The following is a 17,021-nucleotide window of genomic DNA, read 5'->3' as shown; positions in this document are numbered from 1 at the left end:
GCACCTCGTCCATGATCGGCGAGTGGGCGGCCATCGCGCCTGCCCGGAGGTAGTCGCCGTAGGAGAAGCCGCCGGGGAGGACGACGCCTTCCGTATCCGCGGGCAGGCCGTCCTCGTGCCAGACGCGCTCGGCGTCGACGCCGATCCGGTCGAGCGCGCGCACGGCGTCGCGGTCGCAGTTCGAGCCGCCGAACTGCACCACAGCAATCGTCATGCGCTCTGCTCCTCCACGACCACGTCGTAGTCGTGGAGCGTGGGGTTCGCGAGCAGCCGCCGCGCCATCTCGTCGGCGCGCTCGGCGGCGCTGTCGGCGTCGTCGGCGTCCAGATCCACCTCGAACTGGTCGGCCGAGCGCAGATCCGAGAGCTCGAACCCCAGCCGTTCGAGGGTCTTCTGGGTCGTCTCGGCCTCCGGGTCGAGCACGCCGCGCTTCAGCCGCACCGTCACCGTCGCGGTGTAGGCGGTCATCGCGTGGGTATGTTCGTCCGTGCGTAAAAGGGGTTGTGGTCGTCGACGTATATACACGCTCGTGGATACTCCCCTGCGCCGGCCCGGGCTCGGAGAAACCCCCCTCGATTGCCGGCAGCCGTAGGGTTGGAGTCGAGGGGACCGTGAGACGACCTGATGGCGACCCGAGTCCGGGACGCGTCGAGGGAGGCGGCGACGGTGGTTGGCCTCGTCAGCGGCTCGCAGTACGTCAACCACGCGTATCTCGTGCTCTTCCCGCCGATACTCGGCACGCTCTCGACGGAGTTCGAGGTGTCGCTGGCGATGCTCGGCATCGCTATCGGGGTACAGGGGGCTGCCAACACCGTGTTCCAGCTACCCTTCGGCTGGCTCGCCGACGCGCGGGACCGGACCATCGCGTTCGCGCTCTCCTCCGTCGCGGGCGCGCTCGGGGTGCTCGCAGTCGCGCTCGCGCCGAACTTCCCGATGCTCGTCCTCGGGCAGGTGCTCGTCGGGGTCGGCGTCGGCGGCCACCACCCCGCCCACTACCCGCTGCTCTCGGACGCCACCCCGGACGGGCTCCGCGGCCGGGCGTTCTCGGTGTACGGCGTCGGCGGGGCGCTCGGCTTCGCCACGCCGCCGGTCACGTTCACGCTGTCCACTGACGCCGGCCTGACGTGGCGCCACGCCGTCGGCGCTATCGGCGCCGTCGGCCTCCTCTACGCGGTCGTCGCCACCGTCGTCCTCCGGTCCGTCGTCGGCGACGACGTGACGGGGCCGAACGTCGATGCCGGGACGACGGGGGAGAAGGAGTCGCTCTCGACCCGGGCCGTCGCGGCCCTGCGCGCGCTGGCGAACTCGCCCGGTATTCTGGGGCTCACGCTGCTCGCTCTGCTCACTTCGACGGCGTCGTGGGGCGTGAACACCTACGCCGTCGTGTTCCTCGACAGGGCGTACGACGTCCCCTCGGAGACGGCGAACCTCGCGCTCACGGGGATGTTCGTCGTCGGCGCGGTCGCGATCGTCCTCGGCGGCGACCTGACCGACCGGATCGCTCCCGGCCCCGTGATGGTGGGGAGTTTCGCCGCGGTCACGGGGTTCGTGGCGCTGTTGGCGTCCGGCCTCGTCACGGCAACAGTGGCCGTCGGTGCTCTGCTCGGCGTCGGCGCCGCCCGCAGCCTCGCCGGCCCGGCACGGGACGGGCTGACCGACGCGCTCTCGGCCGACGACACCGTCGGGACGAACTTCGCGGTAGTCAGCGTCGGCGTGATGCTCGGCAGCGCGATCGCGCCGCCGGCGTTCGGCTACATCGTGGACGTGACCGGTCCGAGCGCGGCGTTCGGCGCGATCGGTATCGTCGCCCTCGCGGGCACCCTCGTGACGGTGTGGCTGGCGGCGGCCGTCGCGGAGTGACCGCGGCCGCAGGAACCGCTGGAACGCTTTTCAGGCTCAAGCAGCTACCGTCGACCGTGGCACGGCGCCGGTCCCTCGGCTACTACGACAAGATCTTGATCGCCATCGCGGCCAGCCTCGCCGGCGGATCGGCGGTGGGCGCAGCCACCGCCGTCGAGTTCCGACTCGGTCTGCTCGCCGGCGCCCTCCTCGCGACGGTGTTCGTCTACGACGCGACGCTGCGGAACCCACCCCGGCCGCCGTCGTCGTCGCGGCAGACGATGGCGATGGTCGGCTGGCACCTGCTGCTCGCGATCCTGTTGCTCCCGGACCTGCTCTGACACCGAGTCAGCCGACTCGATACACTCCGCTGTCGCTGTCCCGGATTCTCACGACGAACACGGCGCCGTCCGTGGTGTCGACGGCGTTACAGCTCCCGGACCGCGTCGACTGCCTCGTCGATCCCGGGGGCCTCGAACCACTCTCGGCCCGTGTAGGCGTTCGTCCCCGCGGCATACATCTCGCCGGCGACCTCACGCACGTCGGCGGGTAGTTCGTCGGGCGACTCCTCGCAGAAGGACTTCCAGTCGGCGACGCCCTCCGCGGCGGCGACGGCTTTGGCGTCCTTCACCGCGGCGACCCAGTCGGGGTCGTAGGACTTGTAGAACTGCCGGAGCACCTCCTTCGACAGTTCCTGCCCGTCGTAGGCGAAGCGGTTCTCGTCGAACGTCCCCGCCACGTCGGCGACGCGGATCTCGCCGTCGACCCAGAGACACTCGATCTTCCCGTCCTCGTGGACGAACCCCCGCTCTTCGGCGCGCTCGGTGATCACCTCGTTCACCGCCAGCGCGGTCTCCCGCAGGTCGTCGAGGTCGGCGCGCCCGGCGATCGTGTCGGCCTCGCTTTCGTCGAGGTAGCGGTCCTGCTCCTCGAACTTCGTGGAGAACTCCACGATCGGCTCGGGCAGCGAGACGGCCTTGTCGGGCCAGCGGTGGCGGTCGAGTCCAACGTCCTCGGGCTGCTTCCGGGTCCGGAGGCTGGAGCCGACGGGCACCTCGTTCCGGAAGACGATTTCGAGGGGGACGAGGTAGTGGCTCCCGGCGCTCGCGTGGAAGGCGTCGTAGTCGTAGCCGTCGGCGCCGTGGGGGAGTTCCGGGACGACCGTGAGGTCGATCGCCATCTGCCGCGGCGGGCCGGAGACGCCGTCGAGCTCGTCCGTCGGCGGCGCGTCGACGCCGGCGTCCGCGGGGTCGACCACGCCGCGGTAGTGGGTCGGCACGCCCGCGTCGGCGAGGCGCTCGAAGTTGTCCGCGCCCATCGTACAGAGGCTCCGCCCCTTCTCGGGGATCGTGTCGGGCATCGGTCCCCAGTCGAACACGGAGTAGTCGTCGGTGAACACGAACCGCCCCCGGCCGAGTTCGTCGTCGGTCGGCTCCCGGTCGACGCGGAACTCCTTGACGCTGGTCACACGCTGAGGGGAGGCGGGAGCGACCTTCAATCTTCACATCGGTGGGCAGGACCCCACTGTTTCGCGTGGAGGTATGCACGGTCGTGGTTCGACTGGCGACGACCCGGCCGGGGTCGCCCGCACCGCGCGGTTTTTCACGCTCGGCCGTTCCAACCCTGTATGACCACGGCGGCGGACCTCGACGACGGGGCCTTGGAGTTCGAGCACGTCCCCGAGAGCGACCAGTCGTTCGAGAACGCGCTCGCGAAAGCCGCCGACGGGAAGCGACTGAGCGTCGACGACGCCGTCGAACTGCTGACGACGGGCACCGAGTCGTCGGGCATCGACCCCGCGCGCAAGGAGCGCGTGCTCGAACTCGCGGACCGCCGGCGCGCCGAGGAGGTCGGCGACACCGTGACGTTCGTCGCGAACCTCAACAACAACGTCACGACCGCCTGCAACACCGGCTGCCTGTTCTGTAACTTCAAGAACCCCGACGACGCGTTCGAGGTCGACGCCGACGTCGAGCACTCGGGGTTCACCAAGACGCCGGCCGAGAGCCGCGAGGCGGTGCGGGACGGCCTCGAACGCGGCATCTACGAGGTCACCTCCGTCTCCGGCCTCCACCCCGCGTTCGCGCTCGATCAGGACCACCGCGAGATTCTCGAGAACTACGACGATCCGGCGCGGACGGTGAACTACAAGCCGCCAGAGCGCTACGAGACCGATCCCGGGACGTACGTCGAGCAGATGGAGGCGATGTCGGTCGGCGGCGTCCACCTCCACTCGATGACGCCGGAGGAGGCGTACCACGCCCGCCGCGGGACCGAGCGCTCCTACGAGTCGATCTACGGCCGACTCCGCGAGGCGGGGCTGGATTCCGCTCCCGGCACCGCGGCGGAGATTCTGGTCGACGAGGTTCGGGAAGTGATCTGCCCGGGGAAGATGGACACCGGCGAGTGGGTCGACGCGATGGAGGGCGCCGCCGCGGCGGGCCTGCCCGTCACCTCGACGATGATGTACGGCCACGTCGAGAACGAGATGCACCGCGCGAAACACCTCAAGGTGATTCGCGACCTGCAGGACCGCACGGGCGCGATCACGGAGTTCGTCCCGCTCTCCTTCATCCACCAGAACACCCCGCTGTACGAGGCGGGCGTCGTCGACGGCGGCGCCAGCCGCGACGAGGACGAACTGCTCGTCGCGGTCGCGCGCCTCTTCCTCGACAACGTCGAGCACATCCAGTCCTCGTGGGTCAAGTCCGGCGACGAACACGGCCTCAAACTCCTGAACTGCGGTGCCGACGACTTCATGGGCACCATCCTCTCCGAGGAGATCACCAAACGCGCCGGCGGCGAGTACGGCGAGTTCCGCAGCGTCGCCGACTACGTCGAGATGGTGGGCGCGATCGGTCGCCCGCTCGCCGAACGCTCGACCGACTACGAAGAAACGCGACGCGTCGAGATGGACGGTGGCCCGTACGGCCCGAAACTGGGACCGAAAGCCGACGGGACGCCGCTGCTGGACTGAACTAGGCCTCGGCGGCGTGCTGGGTCACGTCGATCTCGCCGGTGAGCTGGCGGTAGACGTACGGCATGTCGATCCCCTCGTCGTCGAAGCGCTCCTTCACCGCCTGGACCGCCTCGCTGCGGACCGCGACGTAGTCGCCGCGGTCGGGGTCGTCGATCCAGAACCGCGCCTGGATGCCGACCGCGGAGTCGCCGAGTTCCGTCACGCGGGTGGTGACTTCCGGGTCCGTGAGTACGCCGTCGACCGCGCTGATTTCGTCGACGATCACCTCGCGGGCGAGTTCGATGTCGTCGTCGTAGCCGATGCCGAACACGAACTTCTGTCGGAGCTTCTCGTAGGCGACGGGGTTGGTGATCGCGTTGTTCGCGAGGTCGCCGTTCGGGACGGTGATGCGCTCGTTGTCGAACGTCCGGACCGTCGACACCCGGAGATCGATCTCCTCGACGCGGCCCGCGTTGCCGTCCCACTCGATCCAGTCGCCCACCTCGAACGGCTTGTCCTTGATGATGAACACGCCGGCGACGAAGTTGCCGACGAGGTCCTGCGCGGCGAAGCCGAGCGCGAGCGCGAGCGCGCCCGACAGCGTCGCCGCGGCGGTGAGGAAGCTGGGGAAGCCGGCGGCCATGAACGCGACCGCGACCGCGGCGAACAGCACCAGCGCGTTGGCGGCACTCTTGGTCAGCCCGCGCAGCGCCTCGGTGAAGCCGCGGGCCCGCAACACGCGGAGCAGCAGCGGTATCAGGAGGAGACGACCGATCAGCATCGTGACGAGGAAGCCGGCGACGAACGCCAGCGCCCGGCCGGCCAGCGCCGACAGCGAGACGCCGAACAGCTCGCCGCTCAGCCCGAACTGCAGCGCGGTGAGTGTCTGCATACGCGACGGCACGAGCGCCCGTCGCAAAGAGCTACTGGCCTCGGATCGCGCGGTGAGCGAGCGATACTACTCCGGGGTCGAGAGCGGCCCCTCTCGGCGAGCGAACGCCCGGAACCGGCGGCCGTGTACGTCGTCGTCGGCGACGCGCTCCCGGACCGGCGCCGGCAGCCACTCGCCGCCGTTCGCGGGCGGGTCGGCGGGGCGCCCGTCGAACCCCTCTCTACGCAAATCTGCCGGGAGGTAGCGGTCGTACGTGGGGAGTCGTTCGTACAACGGGACACCCGCGCCGTCGGCGATATCACCCAGTTCGCGCAGTGCGGGCCACTCGTAGTCGGGGTTGATGTAGTCGTCCGTGATCGGCGAGACGCCGCCGAGGTCGTCGACGCCGCAGTCGAGCAGGTCGCGGGCCGGCGAGAGGTTCGGCGGCACCTGCACCGAGATTTCTTCGGGGAGCGCGGCGCGGGCCATCGCGACCGTCCGCCGCATCGTCCCGAGGTCGGGCTTTTCGAAGTCGGATCGCTCGTTCGGGACGACGTTCTGAACGATCACCTCCTGCACGTGGTCGTAGCGCTCGTGGAGTTCTCTGATCGCGAGCAGGCTCTCGGCGCGGTCACGCCAGTCCTCGCCGATACCGACGAGGATGCCCGTGGTGAACGGGACGCCCAGTTCGCCGGCGTTCTTGATCGTGTTGAGCCGCTGGCCGGGCGTCTTGCGTCGCCCGCCCGAGTGGGCGCGCACGTCCGCGGTCGTCTCCAGCATCACGCCCATCGAGGCGTTCACGTCGGCGACCTCGGCCATCTGCTCGCGGCTCTGGTCGCCGGGGTTAGCGTGGGGGAGCAGCCCCTCCTCCAGCGCGATCTCGCAGGCCTCGCGGAGGTACTCGTGGATCGAGTCGTGGCCCCACTCGGCCAGTCGGTCGTGGATCGCGGTGTAGCGGTCGTCGGGGTCGTCGCCGAACGTGAACAGCGCCTCCGTACAGCCCGCGTCGGCGCCGATGCGGCACTCCTCGCGGATCTCCGCGGGCGACATGAGGTCGGCCTCGCCCGGCACGTCGTAGTACGTGCAGTAGGTGCAGGTGTAGCGGCAGGCCGTGGTGAGCGGGATGAACACGTTCCGGGAGAACGTCAGCGCGTCGGCGGCCTCAACGTCGTCGGGCGTCACGTCGAGCAGGCGGTCGATCTCGTCGTCGCTGATCGACACGTCGATATCGTACTCGTCGGCGCCCGGGATCACGCCCGGAGGTGGCGGGGCGACGGGTATGAAGGTTTCCAGAAGAGGGGAGCCGCGGCGTGAGGACCGACCGGCGTCAGTCGTCGCGTGGCTCCCGGTCCGGTTCGTCGTCCCCGCCGAAGATGCGCCGCGAGATCGGCGTGCCGCCGGTCACGTCGGCGACCTGCTCGCGCTTGACGAGCCGCTTTTTCAGCACGTCGTAGCAGAACAGCCCCGTGCCGCCGATGAGCAGGAGGTCACCCGGCAGCCGCGCCCAGAACAGCGTCTGAATGATGTCACGGCTGTAGAACGCCAGCGAGCGCCCGGCGTCGTACCCCTGCGTGAACACCGTCTCGAGCTGGAGGAAGCCGACCGGCACGTCGCCGATCAGCACCATCCACGCGAGGCCGATGTTCCACAGCCAGAACGCACGCTTCAGGTTCGTCGGGTCCCACTTCCCGGGCTTCGTAGTGAACCGGAGCATGTACGTCGCCATCCCCAGCGCGAGGAAGCCGAAGGCGCCGAACATCGCCGCGTGGGCGTGGGCGACGGTGAGGAACGTACCGTGCTCGTAGTAGTTCACCAGCGGGAGGTTGATGAAGAAGCCGAGCACGCCGGCGCCGACGAAGTTCCAGACGCCGGAGGCGACGATGAACATGAACGGCAGCGTGTAGTGGAACTCCTCGCCGGAGGTGGCGTAGGTGCGGTACTCCTCGGTGGCCTCGAAGAGGATGAACACCAGCGGGATGAACTCCAGCGTGGAGAACACGCTGCCGATGGGGACCCAGTACTCCGGCAGCCCGATCCACCAGTAGTGGTGGGAGACGCCGATGATCCCCGACCCCATCACCAGCAGCGCCTCGACCATCACGGCCTTCTCGGCGCTGGCCCGCGAGAGGAGGTTCATCGACACCAGCGTGAGGCCGATGACGGCGACGATGAAGAACTCGAACACGCCCTCGACCCACATGTGGACGACCCACCAGCGCCAGAACTCCGTCACCACCATCGACGTCGTCGGCGTGTACAGCATGCTCGCCGTGAACAGCAGGCCGATGGAGGCGCCGGCGTAGAGGATCAGGTGGGCCAGCCCGTATCGGGACTCCCGGTCCAGCAGCGGCTTGAACCCGCGGGCGACGATGAACGTCCAGAGCGCGAAGCCGAGCAGGAGGCCGACCTGCCAGAGCCGGCCGATCTCGAGGTACTCCAGTCCCTCGTTGCCGACGATCCACCAGAGGTCCCCGTCGAAGTAGCCGTGGGAGCCGAGCCAGATGCCCGCGAACCCGCCGACGACCACGACGAACAGCGCCCCAAGCAGGACGTTGACCAGCGATTTCTGTCCGTCCGGCTCCTGCCCGGTGAACAGCGCCGGGAGGAACAGGCCGATCCCGATCCACAGCGTGGTGATCCACAGCACCGCGAGGTCGATGTGCCACGCCTTGGTGATCGAGAACGGGATCAGGTAGAGGACGTTCACCCCGAGCGCGTCGGCGATGCCGTAGAAGCCGCCGCGCTCGATGTAGTAGTGGGCCATCATCCCGCCCAGCAGCACCTGCGCGAGGAACAGCAGGGCGGCGACCGGGATGAACCGCGCGGCCGCGAACTGGCTGGGGTACATGTTGGTCTCCTCGGGCGGCGGCACGTCCAGCCCGTCGGCCTCCGGTTCGGGCAGTTCGAGCGCGCGGTAGAGCCAGATGCCGATGCCCGCGCCGGCGACGAGAATGATCATCGCGACGACGCTCCAGGTCATCGCGGACACCGGCGGGGTGTTGCCGGCGGCCTCGTTGTACGGCCACTCGTTGGTGTAGGAGATCTCCCCGCCCGGGCGGTCGACCGCGGAGAACCAGGCGGTCCAGAGCGCGAAGTCGGCGAAGCGTTCGGCCTCGGCCTCGCTTCCGACGAAGTTCGACGGGATCCCGTGTTCGCGGGAGCCGTCGTGGTAGCGGTCGACGTACTCCGCGCGGACCTGCCGGAACGCGTACGCCTCGGCGGCGGTCAGTTCGACGGTGTCGCCGAACTCGCCGTTCTCGATCTGTCGCTTGACGGCGTCGTCCACGACGGCCCGCTCGGACGCGTCGAGCTCTGCGTATTCAGTCCCGTACCGCTCCCGGGCGACGTACTCCCGCATGTGCCGGGTCATGCGGTCCAGCGCGTCGGCCGTGTAGTCGGAGTCGAAGTACGCGCCGTTGCCCAGGATCGACCCTTGGTTCATCAGCCCGTTCCGCTGGAACACCGCCTTCCCCTCGGTGATCTGTTCGTCGGTGGTCACGACGTCGCCGTCGGGACCGACGAACTGGTCGGGCCGGTCGGGGGACTGCTGGTACGCGAGAAAGGCCCCACCCGACATCACGACCAGATTGATCACGAAGACGACGACGAGTGCTCGCGCGAGCGTCTGTCGTGACACCTGCATGGGTCACCGTCGAAGCGGAACCCACTTCTAACTGGTTCCGGGCGTCAGTCCGTGGGAATCCCGTCGTTACACTCCTGTACGGCGACGCGTTACGCGGTTCGCGAACTCACTCCCGGACCACCTCGACCCGCCCGCCGCCGACCGAGAGTTCGAACCCCGCGTCGACCAGCCAGTCCCGCGCCGCGCCGTCGCCGTGGAGCAACAGTTCCGCCAGATCTGCAGGCTCGTCGATGTCGACCGCGAGCAGCCGCGAGTCGACCTCCCGAACCGAGAGGCCTTCCTCGCGGGCGATCGCGAGGTGGTCGCGGTAGGAGGCGCCGTGGTAGTCGACGCGGAACGCCGAGTCGCGGGCGAGGAAGGCGTTCGTGCCGCCGCCGAGCCCGGCGGCGATCGCGAGGTCGGCCTCGGCGGCGAACAGCTCTGTGAGCGCGTCGGGCGTCGCGAGCGCGAGGTCGGCCATCACCACCGCCGTCGGCGCCGTCCCGAGGCGGTCGTTCACGGCGGGAGTGAGCGGTCGCTCGTCGATCTCGATCGCGGCGTCGACACCGTCGACAGGCCCCGTCGAGAGCACCGTCACCTCCAGCGATCGCGGGACCGCGTCGAGCGCCGCGAGCACGTCGCGGAGCATCGCGTCGGCGAACTCGCGTCGCTCGTCGGTGTCGAGCGTGTCGGCGAGACGGGTCTTCGGCCGGTCGGCAGCGAAGGGAACGACGACGTGCACGAGGGGCGCGCGCTCAGAACAGCGACTCGAGTTCGTCGTCGTCGTCGTTGACGAGCTCGTCGAGGTTCTCCTCGCTCTCCTCCTGGATGTCCTCGATGTTCTCCTGGGCCTCGATCGCGACCTGCTGGAGCTCCTTGATCCGCGGGACGTTGTTCACGCCCGACAGCAGGATCACGCTGGCGACGAAGTTCGCGCTCGGAACCGGGTAGTCGCCGCCGCGGACCTCCATCGAGCCGGTCTGCTCCTCGAGCCACTTCCGCCCGCGCTCGATGCCCTTGCGGTTGAGGTACTTCGGCGGGCCGGCCATCACCAGCAGCGCGCGCTCGGCGCCCTCGATCTCGCAGGGCAGCGTGAGCCGCCCGAGCGCCGCCTTCCGGACGAGGCTGGTGATCCGGTTGGTCGTGTGGGCGGTGTCGAGTTCGTCCTCCTCCTCGCCGCCGGTGAGCCGCGAGAGCAGGCCGCCGTTGCCGCCGCTGGCGTTCTCGACCTCCTCGCTCGCGTAGCCGACGGTGGAGACGCCGCCGCCGGAGAGCGTGTTGATGATCTCCGAGGAGTCGACGACGCTCTCGGCGACCTCGCCGCCCTGTTCGACCTCGCCAGCGCCGAACAGCAGGCCGAAGCGCTGGACGATCTCCTCGTTGATCTGGTCGTAGCCGCCCTGGACGGACTCGCCGGTCTTCCGCCACGCGTCGTTGTCGAACACCATGAGGTTGTCCACCTCACGGACGAACGTCTGGAACGAGCGCGCGGCGTTGAGGGTGTAGATACCCCCCTCGTCCGAACCCGGCAGGATCCCCAGCCCGTAGACAGGCTCGGTGTATATCCGCTTCAGGTGCTTGGAGATGACGGGCGCGCCGCCGCTGCCCGTCCCGCCGCCGAGGCCGGCGACCACGAGGAACGCGTCGACCTCGTGGACCGGGATGGAGTCGATGGCGCCCTGCACCTCGTCCATGTCCTCCTCGGCGATCTCGGCGCCGAGTTCGTTGTCGGCGCCGACGCCGTGACCTTTCACCCGGGACTGCCCGATGAGCACCCGTTGGTCCTCCGGGATGTTGTCCAGCCCCATCAGGTCGGCCTTGGCCGTGTTGACGGCGACGGCGGCCCGAACGATGTTCGAGCCGTGCTCGGCGTCGTAGCCGACGAACTTGTCGACGATCTTCCCGCCGGCCTGACCGAACCCGATCATTGCCAGCTTCATGCGTGCGCTCCCCTCATCGTTAATCGGGAGTGACGTGGAACCCGAACAAAAGGCTTGTGGGCCAGCCCCACGCTGACTCGCGAAATCACGGACCAACTACCCCGGGATTGAGGGTTCTCATTCGATAGTTGACTTTTTACCGCCGCGCCCACTCGAGCATCCGCTCGTAGAACGGCTCGGAGCCGAGCGCGCCGGCGTCGCCGACGAGCACGAGCGACTTCTTCGCCCGCGTGAGCGCGACGTTCATGCGGCGCGGGTCGTCGTAGATCGGTCCCGAGAGCTCGCCCGTCGCGACGAAAGAGACGATTATCACCTCCTCGCTCGACCCCTGGAACCGGTCGACGGTGTCGACGGTGGCGTCGACCCGGCGGGAGATCTCGGCGACCTGCGCCCGGAACGGCGCGATCGCGCCGATGTCGTCCTCGTCGACGCCCGCGGCGACGAACTGCTCGACGATCTCTGCGACGCGGTCGGCCTCCGCGGGGTTGGTGTTCCCCTCGCGTGCCCCGTCAGGATCGACGAACGCGACGGGGTCGCGCAGTTCCGGCGGCAGCGCGTCCGCGTCGACGCCCGGGAGGTCCGAGATCTGCTGTGCAGCCACCTCGCGGGTGGCGGGCCGGAGCGCGCCGTCGTAGAACTCACGGGAGGGGAACGCCTGGATGCGCTGGGCCATCCGGTACTGGCGGTCCAGCAGCACCGACGCCTCGGGCGCGAGTTCGTGGAGTCGCTCGAACAGCGAGGTCGAGAGGTCGAGCCGCGGCGCGCGGTTGTCGTCGGCCTCGATATTTCCGCCCTCTGTGGCGGTCCCGCCGTCGGCCTCCGCCGTCCCGAACCCCCGGTGCCACGCGTCGCCGCCCTCGGCCTGCACGACCGGGGGGAGTTGCTCGTGGTCGCCGACGAGCACGAACCGCTCGGCGAGGTTGATCGCCGCGAGCGTCGCTGGCTCGGTGAGCTGGGACGCCTCGTCGACCAGCGCCACGTCGAACGCCTCCTCGCGCATCACCCGCGAGCCGCAGGAGGCCGTCGTCGCGGCGACCAGCGACGCCTCCTTCAACTCGGAGATGCGCTCGCCCGGATCGCCGGCCTCCTCGAGGTGGAGGTCGGTCATGTCCTCGCGGATGCCGGACTCGGTGCCGACGCGGACGATCTCGTCGTCGTCGACGCCCGTCTCCCGGACCGCTTCGAGCGCGTTGTCGACCGCGCGGTTGGTAAAGGCCGAGAGCAGTACGCGGTCGCCGTCCTCGATCAGCGCCTTCACCGTCTGGGCGATGGTGTACGTCTTCCCCGTACCGGGCGGGCCGTGGACCAGCGCGAAGTCCTCGGCGCGGGTCGCGAGGTTGACGGCGTCGTTCTGCGCCTCGTTGTTGTCGATGTACTCGCGTTCAGGCCCCGAGAACTCGGGCTCACGGCGGCCGAACAGCACGTCCTTCCGGTCGGGGTCGCCCTTCAGCACGCCGTCGTGGAGCGCGGTCAGCATCCGGTCGACCGAGAGTTCGGAGGGGTACACGTCGAGCCGGCGCACGTCGACCGGCTCGTCGGCCTCGACGACAATCTCGGCGCCGGCTTTCCCCGTGCCGAGGCTCTGGATTCGACAGAGTTCGGCGTGCCCCTCGACGGGATCGCCGTCACTGGCCAGCGCCACGTCGCCCTCCCGGAGCTTCGAGACGGCGTCGTCGGGCTTGCGGGCCCGCAGGCGCCAGCGCCCGCCGGGAAGCTCCTCCCGATCGAGCGGTTCGAGGTCGAGCAGCGCGCGGTCGTCGTCGGCTCGCTCCTCGGCGTCCTGCTCCCAGAGCTTGCGGTACTCGGCGTGGACCTCGCGGCGCTCGGCCTCGATGGCTTGGTAGAACCCCTCGAAGTACGCACGTTCCTCGGGGGGCAGGGGCTGGCCGATCTGCCCCGCCTTGGACTCCTGATCCAGCCGGCCGGAGACGACCATGCAGGTGTCCTGCTCGAAGCAGTACTGGCAGTTCGCGTCGGCCTCGAACCCCGTCGGGACCGAGGCGTCGAACTCCATCGCCGCCAGTTCGTTCCGGGTGCGGACGACGAACTTCAACAGCCCCGGCCCGACGGAGAACTCCTTCGCCGGCGCGAGGTCGCCCGTCTCCTCGCTGCGTTCGAGCGCGGTGTTCTTCGTGTAGAGCAGCGTGCCCGTGTCCGCTTCGACGCCCTGCTCTTCGAGCATCAGCGCGTAGCAGGCCGCCTGCATCTTGTCCTGGAAGCGCGGCTCGCGCTTGGTGTTCTTCCCCGTCTTGAGTTCGACCGGCATCCCGCGGCGCAGGGCGTCGGCCCGCCCCTTCAGCCCGAACGTCGGCGAGATCAGCGTGTACTCCGATCGCCACGTGTCTTCCTCGGTGAGGGTGCCCTGTTCGAGCCACCCCTCGACGGCGGCGGCGTTCCTGCGGACCTCGTTCTCGACCTCCTCGCGGTCGTAGCCGAGCGCGCCGAGTTCGAGGCCGGCCTCCGCGACGCGGTGGTCGATCGCGTCGTCGAGGTCGCGCCCGCGGAGCAGGTCGCCGAACACCTCGTGGACGACGGTCCCCTTCACGACGGGGTACTTGAGGGGAACGCCGGAGAGCTTGTTCAGGTAGTACATCCGCGGGCACTGCACCCACGACCGCACGGCGGTCACGTCGACGAGGAACTCGGGTTCGAGCACGACCCACGAGTCGGGCGTCGTCTCGTAGGTGGTCTCGCCGCGGAACTCCGACTCCTCGGCATCAGTGACCAGCAGTTCCATCCCTTCCTCGGCGTAGTCGGCGGTCTCCGCCCACTTGTTCCACAGCGTCACCGTTGTCGGGTCGGCGGCGCCGCGCTCGGGCCGGATCGTGAGTTCGACGAGGTCGGCCCCGCCGGCGGTCCGCTGATCGCCAACGTCGACGATGGGGCCTCTGATTCGCATTGTGGGATGGAGTGGGTCCCGGAGGTAAACGGTGTCGGTCGGCCGGGTCTTCGGCCGGCTGTCCCGGCTCAGCGGTGGTCGGCCATCCACTCGGCGGCGAAGTCGACCAGCGCCGGCTGATCGACGAGCGTCGCCGTCCCCGCCCCGACCTCGCCCGTCTCGACTGACTCGGGACGTTGGCCCTCGAACGTCGACCCGGCCACGAGGAAGTCGCCGCTCTCGTGCTCGATGTCGGTCCACTCGACCATCGTCCGCTCCCCGTCCCGCAGGACGGGCGCGGTCTCGGTCACGCGTCCGGCGTCGAGGTCGGCGCGGTACTCCGCGAGATGCAGCGACGTGTTCGACGCGTGGTCGGTTCCGAGCAGCAGCACCGAGCCGTCGCGGTCGTACACCCGCGCGAGCGGCGACTCCTCGCCCATCGCGTTCTCGAAGCTGTGGTCCGCGACGATATCTTCGGCGTCGGCGCCCCACGCCGCGAAGGAGTACAGCGGGTGGCGGCTCCGGACGGCGTTCGGGTAGTCGCGGAAGCACTCCGCGACCGCGCCCATGCCGCGACTCGGTGTGACTTCGGGCCGGAACGGCGGTATCGACTCGCGGATCTGCGGGATCCAGTCGTCCGGAACTGGGGGGTTCATCCAGACTGACGGATCGCTGTACTGCGTCGAGTGGGTCGGCATCACGATCGTGCCGTCCGCGGTCACGACGCGCTGGAGCGCGTCGACGACGGCCTGCGGTCCGCCGGCGACCCAGCCGAGTTCGGAGAGCGAGGTGTGTACGAGGAGGGTATCGCCCGCCTCGACGCCCAGTTCGCGGAGGTCGGCGGCGATTCGATCGACCGTCACGGGGTCGTCGACGGCGGCGACGGCTGCGTGTTCGCCCATACGTTCGGGGGCGAGTGCGGGGTATAGGTGTCTTGTGGGCTGGAGCGGTCGACAGGGGAACCCGCCACGCTTGACGATCTCCGCGGCGGCGCAACCGCCGCGTTCAAGCCCTCGAACGCCCTCTCTCGAGCCATGAACGGGAGGCTCTGCGATGGGCGGTGACTGGAACAACGGCTCGCTGACGCTGCAGGCCGGCTTCGTGCTGCTCATCGGTCTCTCCGGCGTGTTCGTGTCGATTCAGGCCGGCGCCGGGATCCGGTTCGCGCTGCTCGCGGGGGTCGCCGGGCTCGCCGTCGGCGCCGTCGTGACGTGGTTCGTCGTCCGGAACCTCCGGCAAGTGATGCCCGACACGCCGGACGTGTCAGAACGGGAGTGGTAGCTACTCGATCCGGGCGAGCCAGCGCTCGGGGGCGTCGAGTTCCGCGTCCGTCGGGAGGTTCTCCGGGCGGTCCCACACTCTGCCGGCCGTCTCCAGCCCTTCGGCGTCGGCGACGGCGGTGAAAAAGTCCGCGCCGCGCTCGTACTGCCGGCGCTTGAGACCGAGCCCGAGCAGCCGCCGGATCAGCTGATCGACGGGTCCGCCGCCGCCCCGCCGGGCGTCGATCTTCCGGCGCAGGTCGTCGTACTCCTCGTCGAACGCCCGGTCCATCAGCAGTTCGGCGTACCCCTCGACGGCGGTCATCGCGGCATCGAGTTCCGAGAACGCCTCGCGGTTCAGCCCGCCGGCGGCGAGTTCGGTGACGGTGTCACGCATCCGCGACTCGAGATACTCCGGCAGCCACTCCGCGGCGCCGAACTCCGCGGCGTGGGTCACTTCGTGGAACGCGATCCAGCGCCGGAACCGCGGGAAGTCGACGTTCAGTTCTCTGGCGGTGCGCTCGATGTTCGGGTGGACGAAGTAGAGTTCGTGGGTCGGACCACCATCAGCCTCAGCCAGCAGGAGGGGGTCGTACTGGCCGAGCACGTGCCGCCCGAGGAACGCCAGCGAGAACGACATCGAGCCCGTGTTGACGACGCGGGAGGCGCCGGGGAACAGCGGCTGGTCGAACTCGTCGGCCATCGGCTCGATCAGCCGCCGGAACGTGTCGACGTTGGCGTCGATCCAGTGGTGGCGGTTCTGGAGCGACACCGTCTCGGGCACGTCGAACTCGACGCCGCCGACCTCGCGGATGCGGTCCCGGGCGTCGCGAACGTCGGTCGCGTACCCCTCGCGGTCGGCCGCCGAGAGGTCGAGGGAGCCGGGGTCGGTCCCGGATTTGGCGGCCTCGGAGACGGCCGCCCAGTCGACGACGCCGTCGCCGGAGGCCGAAGCCACGGCGCCGACGCTGCGGAAGAGATCCATACCCCCACTCGGGGGGCGGCGGGCAAAAACCCTCGTTCAGTCCTCGACGACGATCTCCTCGCTCCCGCTCAGGAGCTTCTTCGCGCCGAGTACGAACAGCACCAGCAACACGGCGGCGCCGGCGAGCAGGCGTGCGAGGTTGCCGTCCGTCTCCTCGTCGGGGCTGGTGATCTCGATCGGGACCGAGTCCTCGTCGGACTCGAGATCGTCGGTGGCGTCTTGGACCTCTTCCTCGATGTCGTCCAGCGCGTCCAGTCCCTCGGGATCGACGCCCGAGAGCAGCTTCCGGACGGCGTAGGCCAGCGCGGCGAGGACGCCCAGCCCCAGCAGCGGGCCGAACACGCTCGACCCTGACCCGTCGCCCGACGCCTCGACCGCCTCGGCCGCCGACTCGCGGGTCGCGTCGTCGGCCGCCGTGTCGTCGGAGCCGAGGCTGCGCGGACCGAACTGGAGGCCGTCGTGGACGTGGAGTTCGAGGAGCGTGAACTGTTTGTCGGACATACACGTCCGTTCGGCCGGTGACGGCATAAACCCTCCCGAGGCGCGGGCGGGCGCTCAGTCGTCCCCGGCCACGCGACCGCGCAGCGTCGTCCCCGCGCGGCGGGCGAACGACCCGAGGAGGAACCCCCCGACGGCGATGGGGACGCCGAACGGGAGCGCGAGGGCGG

The 17,021-nt window shown here is 69.5% G+C and carries 16 protein-coding genes; 4 read left to right on the top strand and 12 right to left on the bottom strand.

Features of this window, described 5'->3' with window-relative positions; translation table 11 throughout:
- Together ACFR9S_RS01665 and purS are read right to left on the bottom strand one after the other, a co-directional pair.
- Window positions 1-214: phosphoribosylformylglycinamidine synthase subunit PurQ (locus tag ACFR9S_RS01665; protein ID WP_379817901.1), on the bottom strand; the 214-nt coding region annotated here is incomplete at its 3' end.
- Window positions 211-468: a phosphoribosylformylglycinamidine synthase subunit PurS gene (purS, locus tag ACFR9S_RS01660; protein ID WP_379733183.1), complete on the bottom strand. Its 258-nt coding sequence runs from the start codon at window positions 466-468 to the stop codon at window positions 211-213. The genes purS and ACFR9S_RS01665, both read right to left, overlap by 4 nt.
- A 156-nt stretch (window positions 469-624) precedes the next feature.
- Between purS and ACFR9S_RS01655 the strand changes: the two genes are divergently transcribed.
- Together ACFR9S_RS01655 and ACFR9S_RS01650 are read left to right on the top strand one after the other, a co-directional pair.
- Window positions 625-1,860 (top strand): MFS transporter, encoded by a 1,236-nt coding sequence (locus ACFR9S_RS01655; protein WP_379817899.1) that lies wholly within the window; start codon window positions 625-627, stop codon window positions 1,858-1,860.
- A 56-nt stretch (window positions 1,861-1,916) separates the two neighbouring features.
- Window positions 1,917-2,180 carry a hypothetical protein gene (locus ACFR9S_RS01650; RefSeq protein ID WP_379732088.1) on the top strand — a complete coding sequence of 88 codons (264 nt, stop codon included), beginning with the start codon at window positions 1,917-1,919 and terminating at the stop codon, window positions 2,178-2,180.
- Between the two features lie 86 nt (window positions 2,181-2,266).
- Here ACFR9S_RS01650 and ACFR9S_RS01645 read toward each other — a convergent pair whose 3' ends face one another.
- Window positions 2,267-3,307, bottom strand: coding sequence for a phosphoribosylaminoimidazolesuccinocarboxamide synthase (locus ACFR9S_RS01645; protein ID WP_379732087.1), 1,041 nt, complete (start codon window positions 3,305-3,307; stop codon window positions 2,267-2,269).
- Between the two features lie 159 nt (window positions 3,308-3,466).
- Here ACFR9S_RS01645 and cofH point away from each other — a divergent pair, with 159 nt between their 5' ends.
- Window positions 3,467-4,816 carry a 7,8-didemethyl-8-hydroxy-5-deazariboflavin synthase subunit CofH gene (gene cofH, locus ACFR9S_RS01640; RefSeq protein WP_379732086.1) on the top strand — a complete coding sequence of 450 codons (1,350 nt, stop codon included), beginning with the start codon at window positions 3,467-3,469 and terminating at the stop codon, window positions 4,814-4,816.
- 1 nt (window position 4,817) lies between these two features.
- Here cofH and ACFR9S_RS01635 read toward each other — a convergent pair whose 3' ends face one another.
- The 7 genes from ACFR9S_RS01635 to ACFR9S_RS01605 all read right to left on the bottom strand — a co-directional run bounded on the left by ACFR9S_RS01635 (window position 4,818) and on the right by ACFR9S_RS01605 (window position 15,011).
- On the bottom strand, window positions 4,818-5,690 hold the full coding sequence (locus ACFR9S_RS01635) for a mechanosensitive ion channel family protein (RefSeq protein ID WP_379817897.1): 873 nt from the start codon (window positions 5,688-5,690) through the stop codon (window positions 4,818-4,820).
- A gap of 66 nt (window positions 5,691-5,756) precedes the next feature.
- Complete coding sequence (cofG, locus tag ACFR9S_RS01630; protein WP_379817895.1) at window positions 5,757-6,923, bottom strand: 7,8-didemethyl-8-hydroxy-5-deazariboflavin synthase subunit CofG; 1,167 nt, start codon at window positions 6,921-6,923, stop codon at window positions 5,757-5,759.
- 73 nt (window positions 6,924-6,996) lie between these two features.
- Window positions 6,997-9,312: a nitric-oxide reductase large subunit gene (locus ACFR9S_RS01625; RefSeq protein ID WP_379732040.1), complete on the bottom strand. Its 2,316-nt coding sequence runs from the start codon at window positions 9,310-9,312 to the stop codon at window positions 6,997-6,999.
- Window positions 9,313-9,418: 106 nt separating this feature from the next.
- Window positions 9,419-10,033, bottom strand: coding sequence for a 2-phospho-L-lactate guanylyltransferase (gene cofC / locus ACFR9S_RS01620; protein WP_379817893.1), 615 nt, complete (start codon window positions 10,031-10,033; stop codon window positions 9,419-9,421).
- A 13-nt stretch (window positions 10,034-10,046) separates the two neighbouring features.
- A complete protein-coding gene (locus ACFR9S_RS01615) occupies window positions 10,047-11,231 on the bottom strand; it encodes a tubulin/FtsZ family protein (RefSeq protein WP_379732483.1) in 1,185 nt (394 codons plus the stop codon).
- A gap of 136 nt (window positions 11,232-11,367) precedes the next feature.
- Window positions 11,368-14,130, bottom strand: a complete 2,763-nt coding sequence (locus ACFR9S_RS01610; protein ID WP_379817891.1) for an AAA domain-containing protein — start codon at window positions 14,128-14,130, stop codon at window positions 11,368-11,370.
- 68 nt (window positions 14,131-14,198) lie between these two features.
- Window positions 14,199-15,011 carry an AAC(3) family N-acetyltransferase gene (locus ACFR9S_RS01605; RefSeq protein ID WP_379731845.1) on the bottom strand — a complete coding sequence of 271 codons (813 nt, stop codon included), beginning with the start codon at window positions 15,009-15,011 and terminating at the stop codon, window positions 14,199-14,201.
- Window positions 15,012-15,162: 151 nt separating this feature from the next.
- On the opposite strand from ACFR9S_RS01605, the gene ACFR9S_RS01600 reads away from it, so the two are divergent.
- Window positions 15,163-15,390: a hypothetical protein gene (locus tag ACFR9S_RS01600; RefSeq protein ID WP_379731847.1), complete on the top strand. Its 228-nt coding sequence runs from the start codon at window positions 15,163-15,165 to the stop codon at window positions 15,388-15,390.
- On the opposite strand, the gene ACFR9S_RS01595 is transcribed toward ACFR9S_RS01600, so the two are convergent.
- Together ACFR9S_RS01595 and ACFR9S_RS01590 are read right to left on the bottom strand one after the other, a co-directional pair.
- Window positions 15,391-16,353 (bottom strand): zinc-dependent metalloprotease, encoded by a 963-nt coding sequence (locus ACFR9S_RS01595; RefSeq protein ID WP_379731849.1) that lies wholly within the window; start codon window positions 16,351-16,353, stop codon window positions 15,391-15,393.
- Window positions 16,354-16,389: 36 nt separating this feature from the next.
- Entirely contained in the window at window positions 16,390-16,854 is a 465-nt protein-coding gene (locus ACFR9S_RS01590) for a hypothetical protein (protein WP_379817889.1), read from the bottom strand.
- Between the last annotated feature and the right edge of the window lie 167 nt (window positions 16,855-17,021).

Origin of the sequence: Halolamina salina, from assembly GCF_042678005.1 — an archaeon.
Classification (GTDB): Archaea; Halobacteriota; Halobacteria; order Halobacteriales; family Haloferacaceae; genus Halolamina; species Halolamina salina.
The sequence above is the reverse complement of the archived record's forward strand: the minus strand, read 5'-3'. Positions and strand labels throughout refer to the sequence as shown.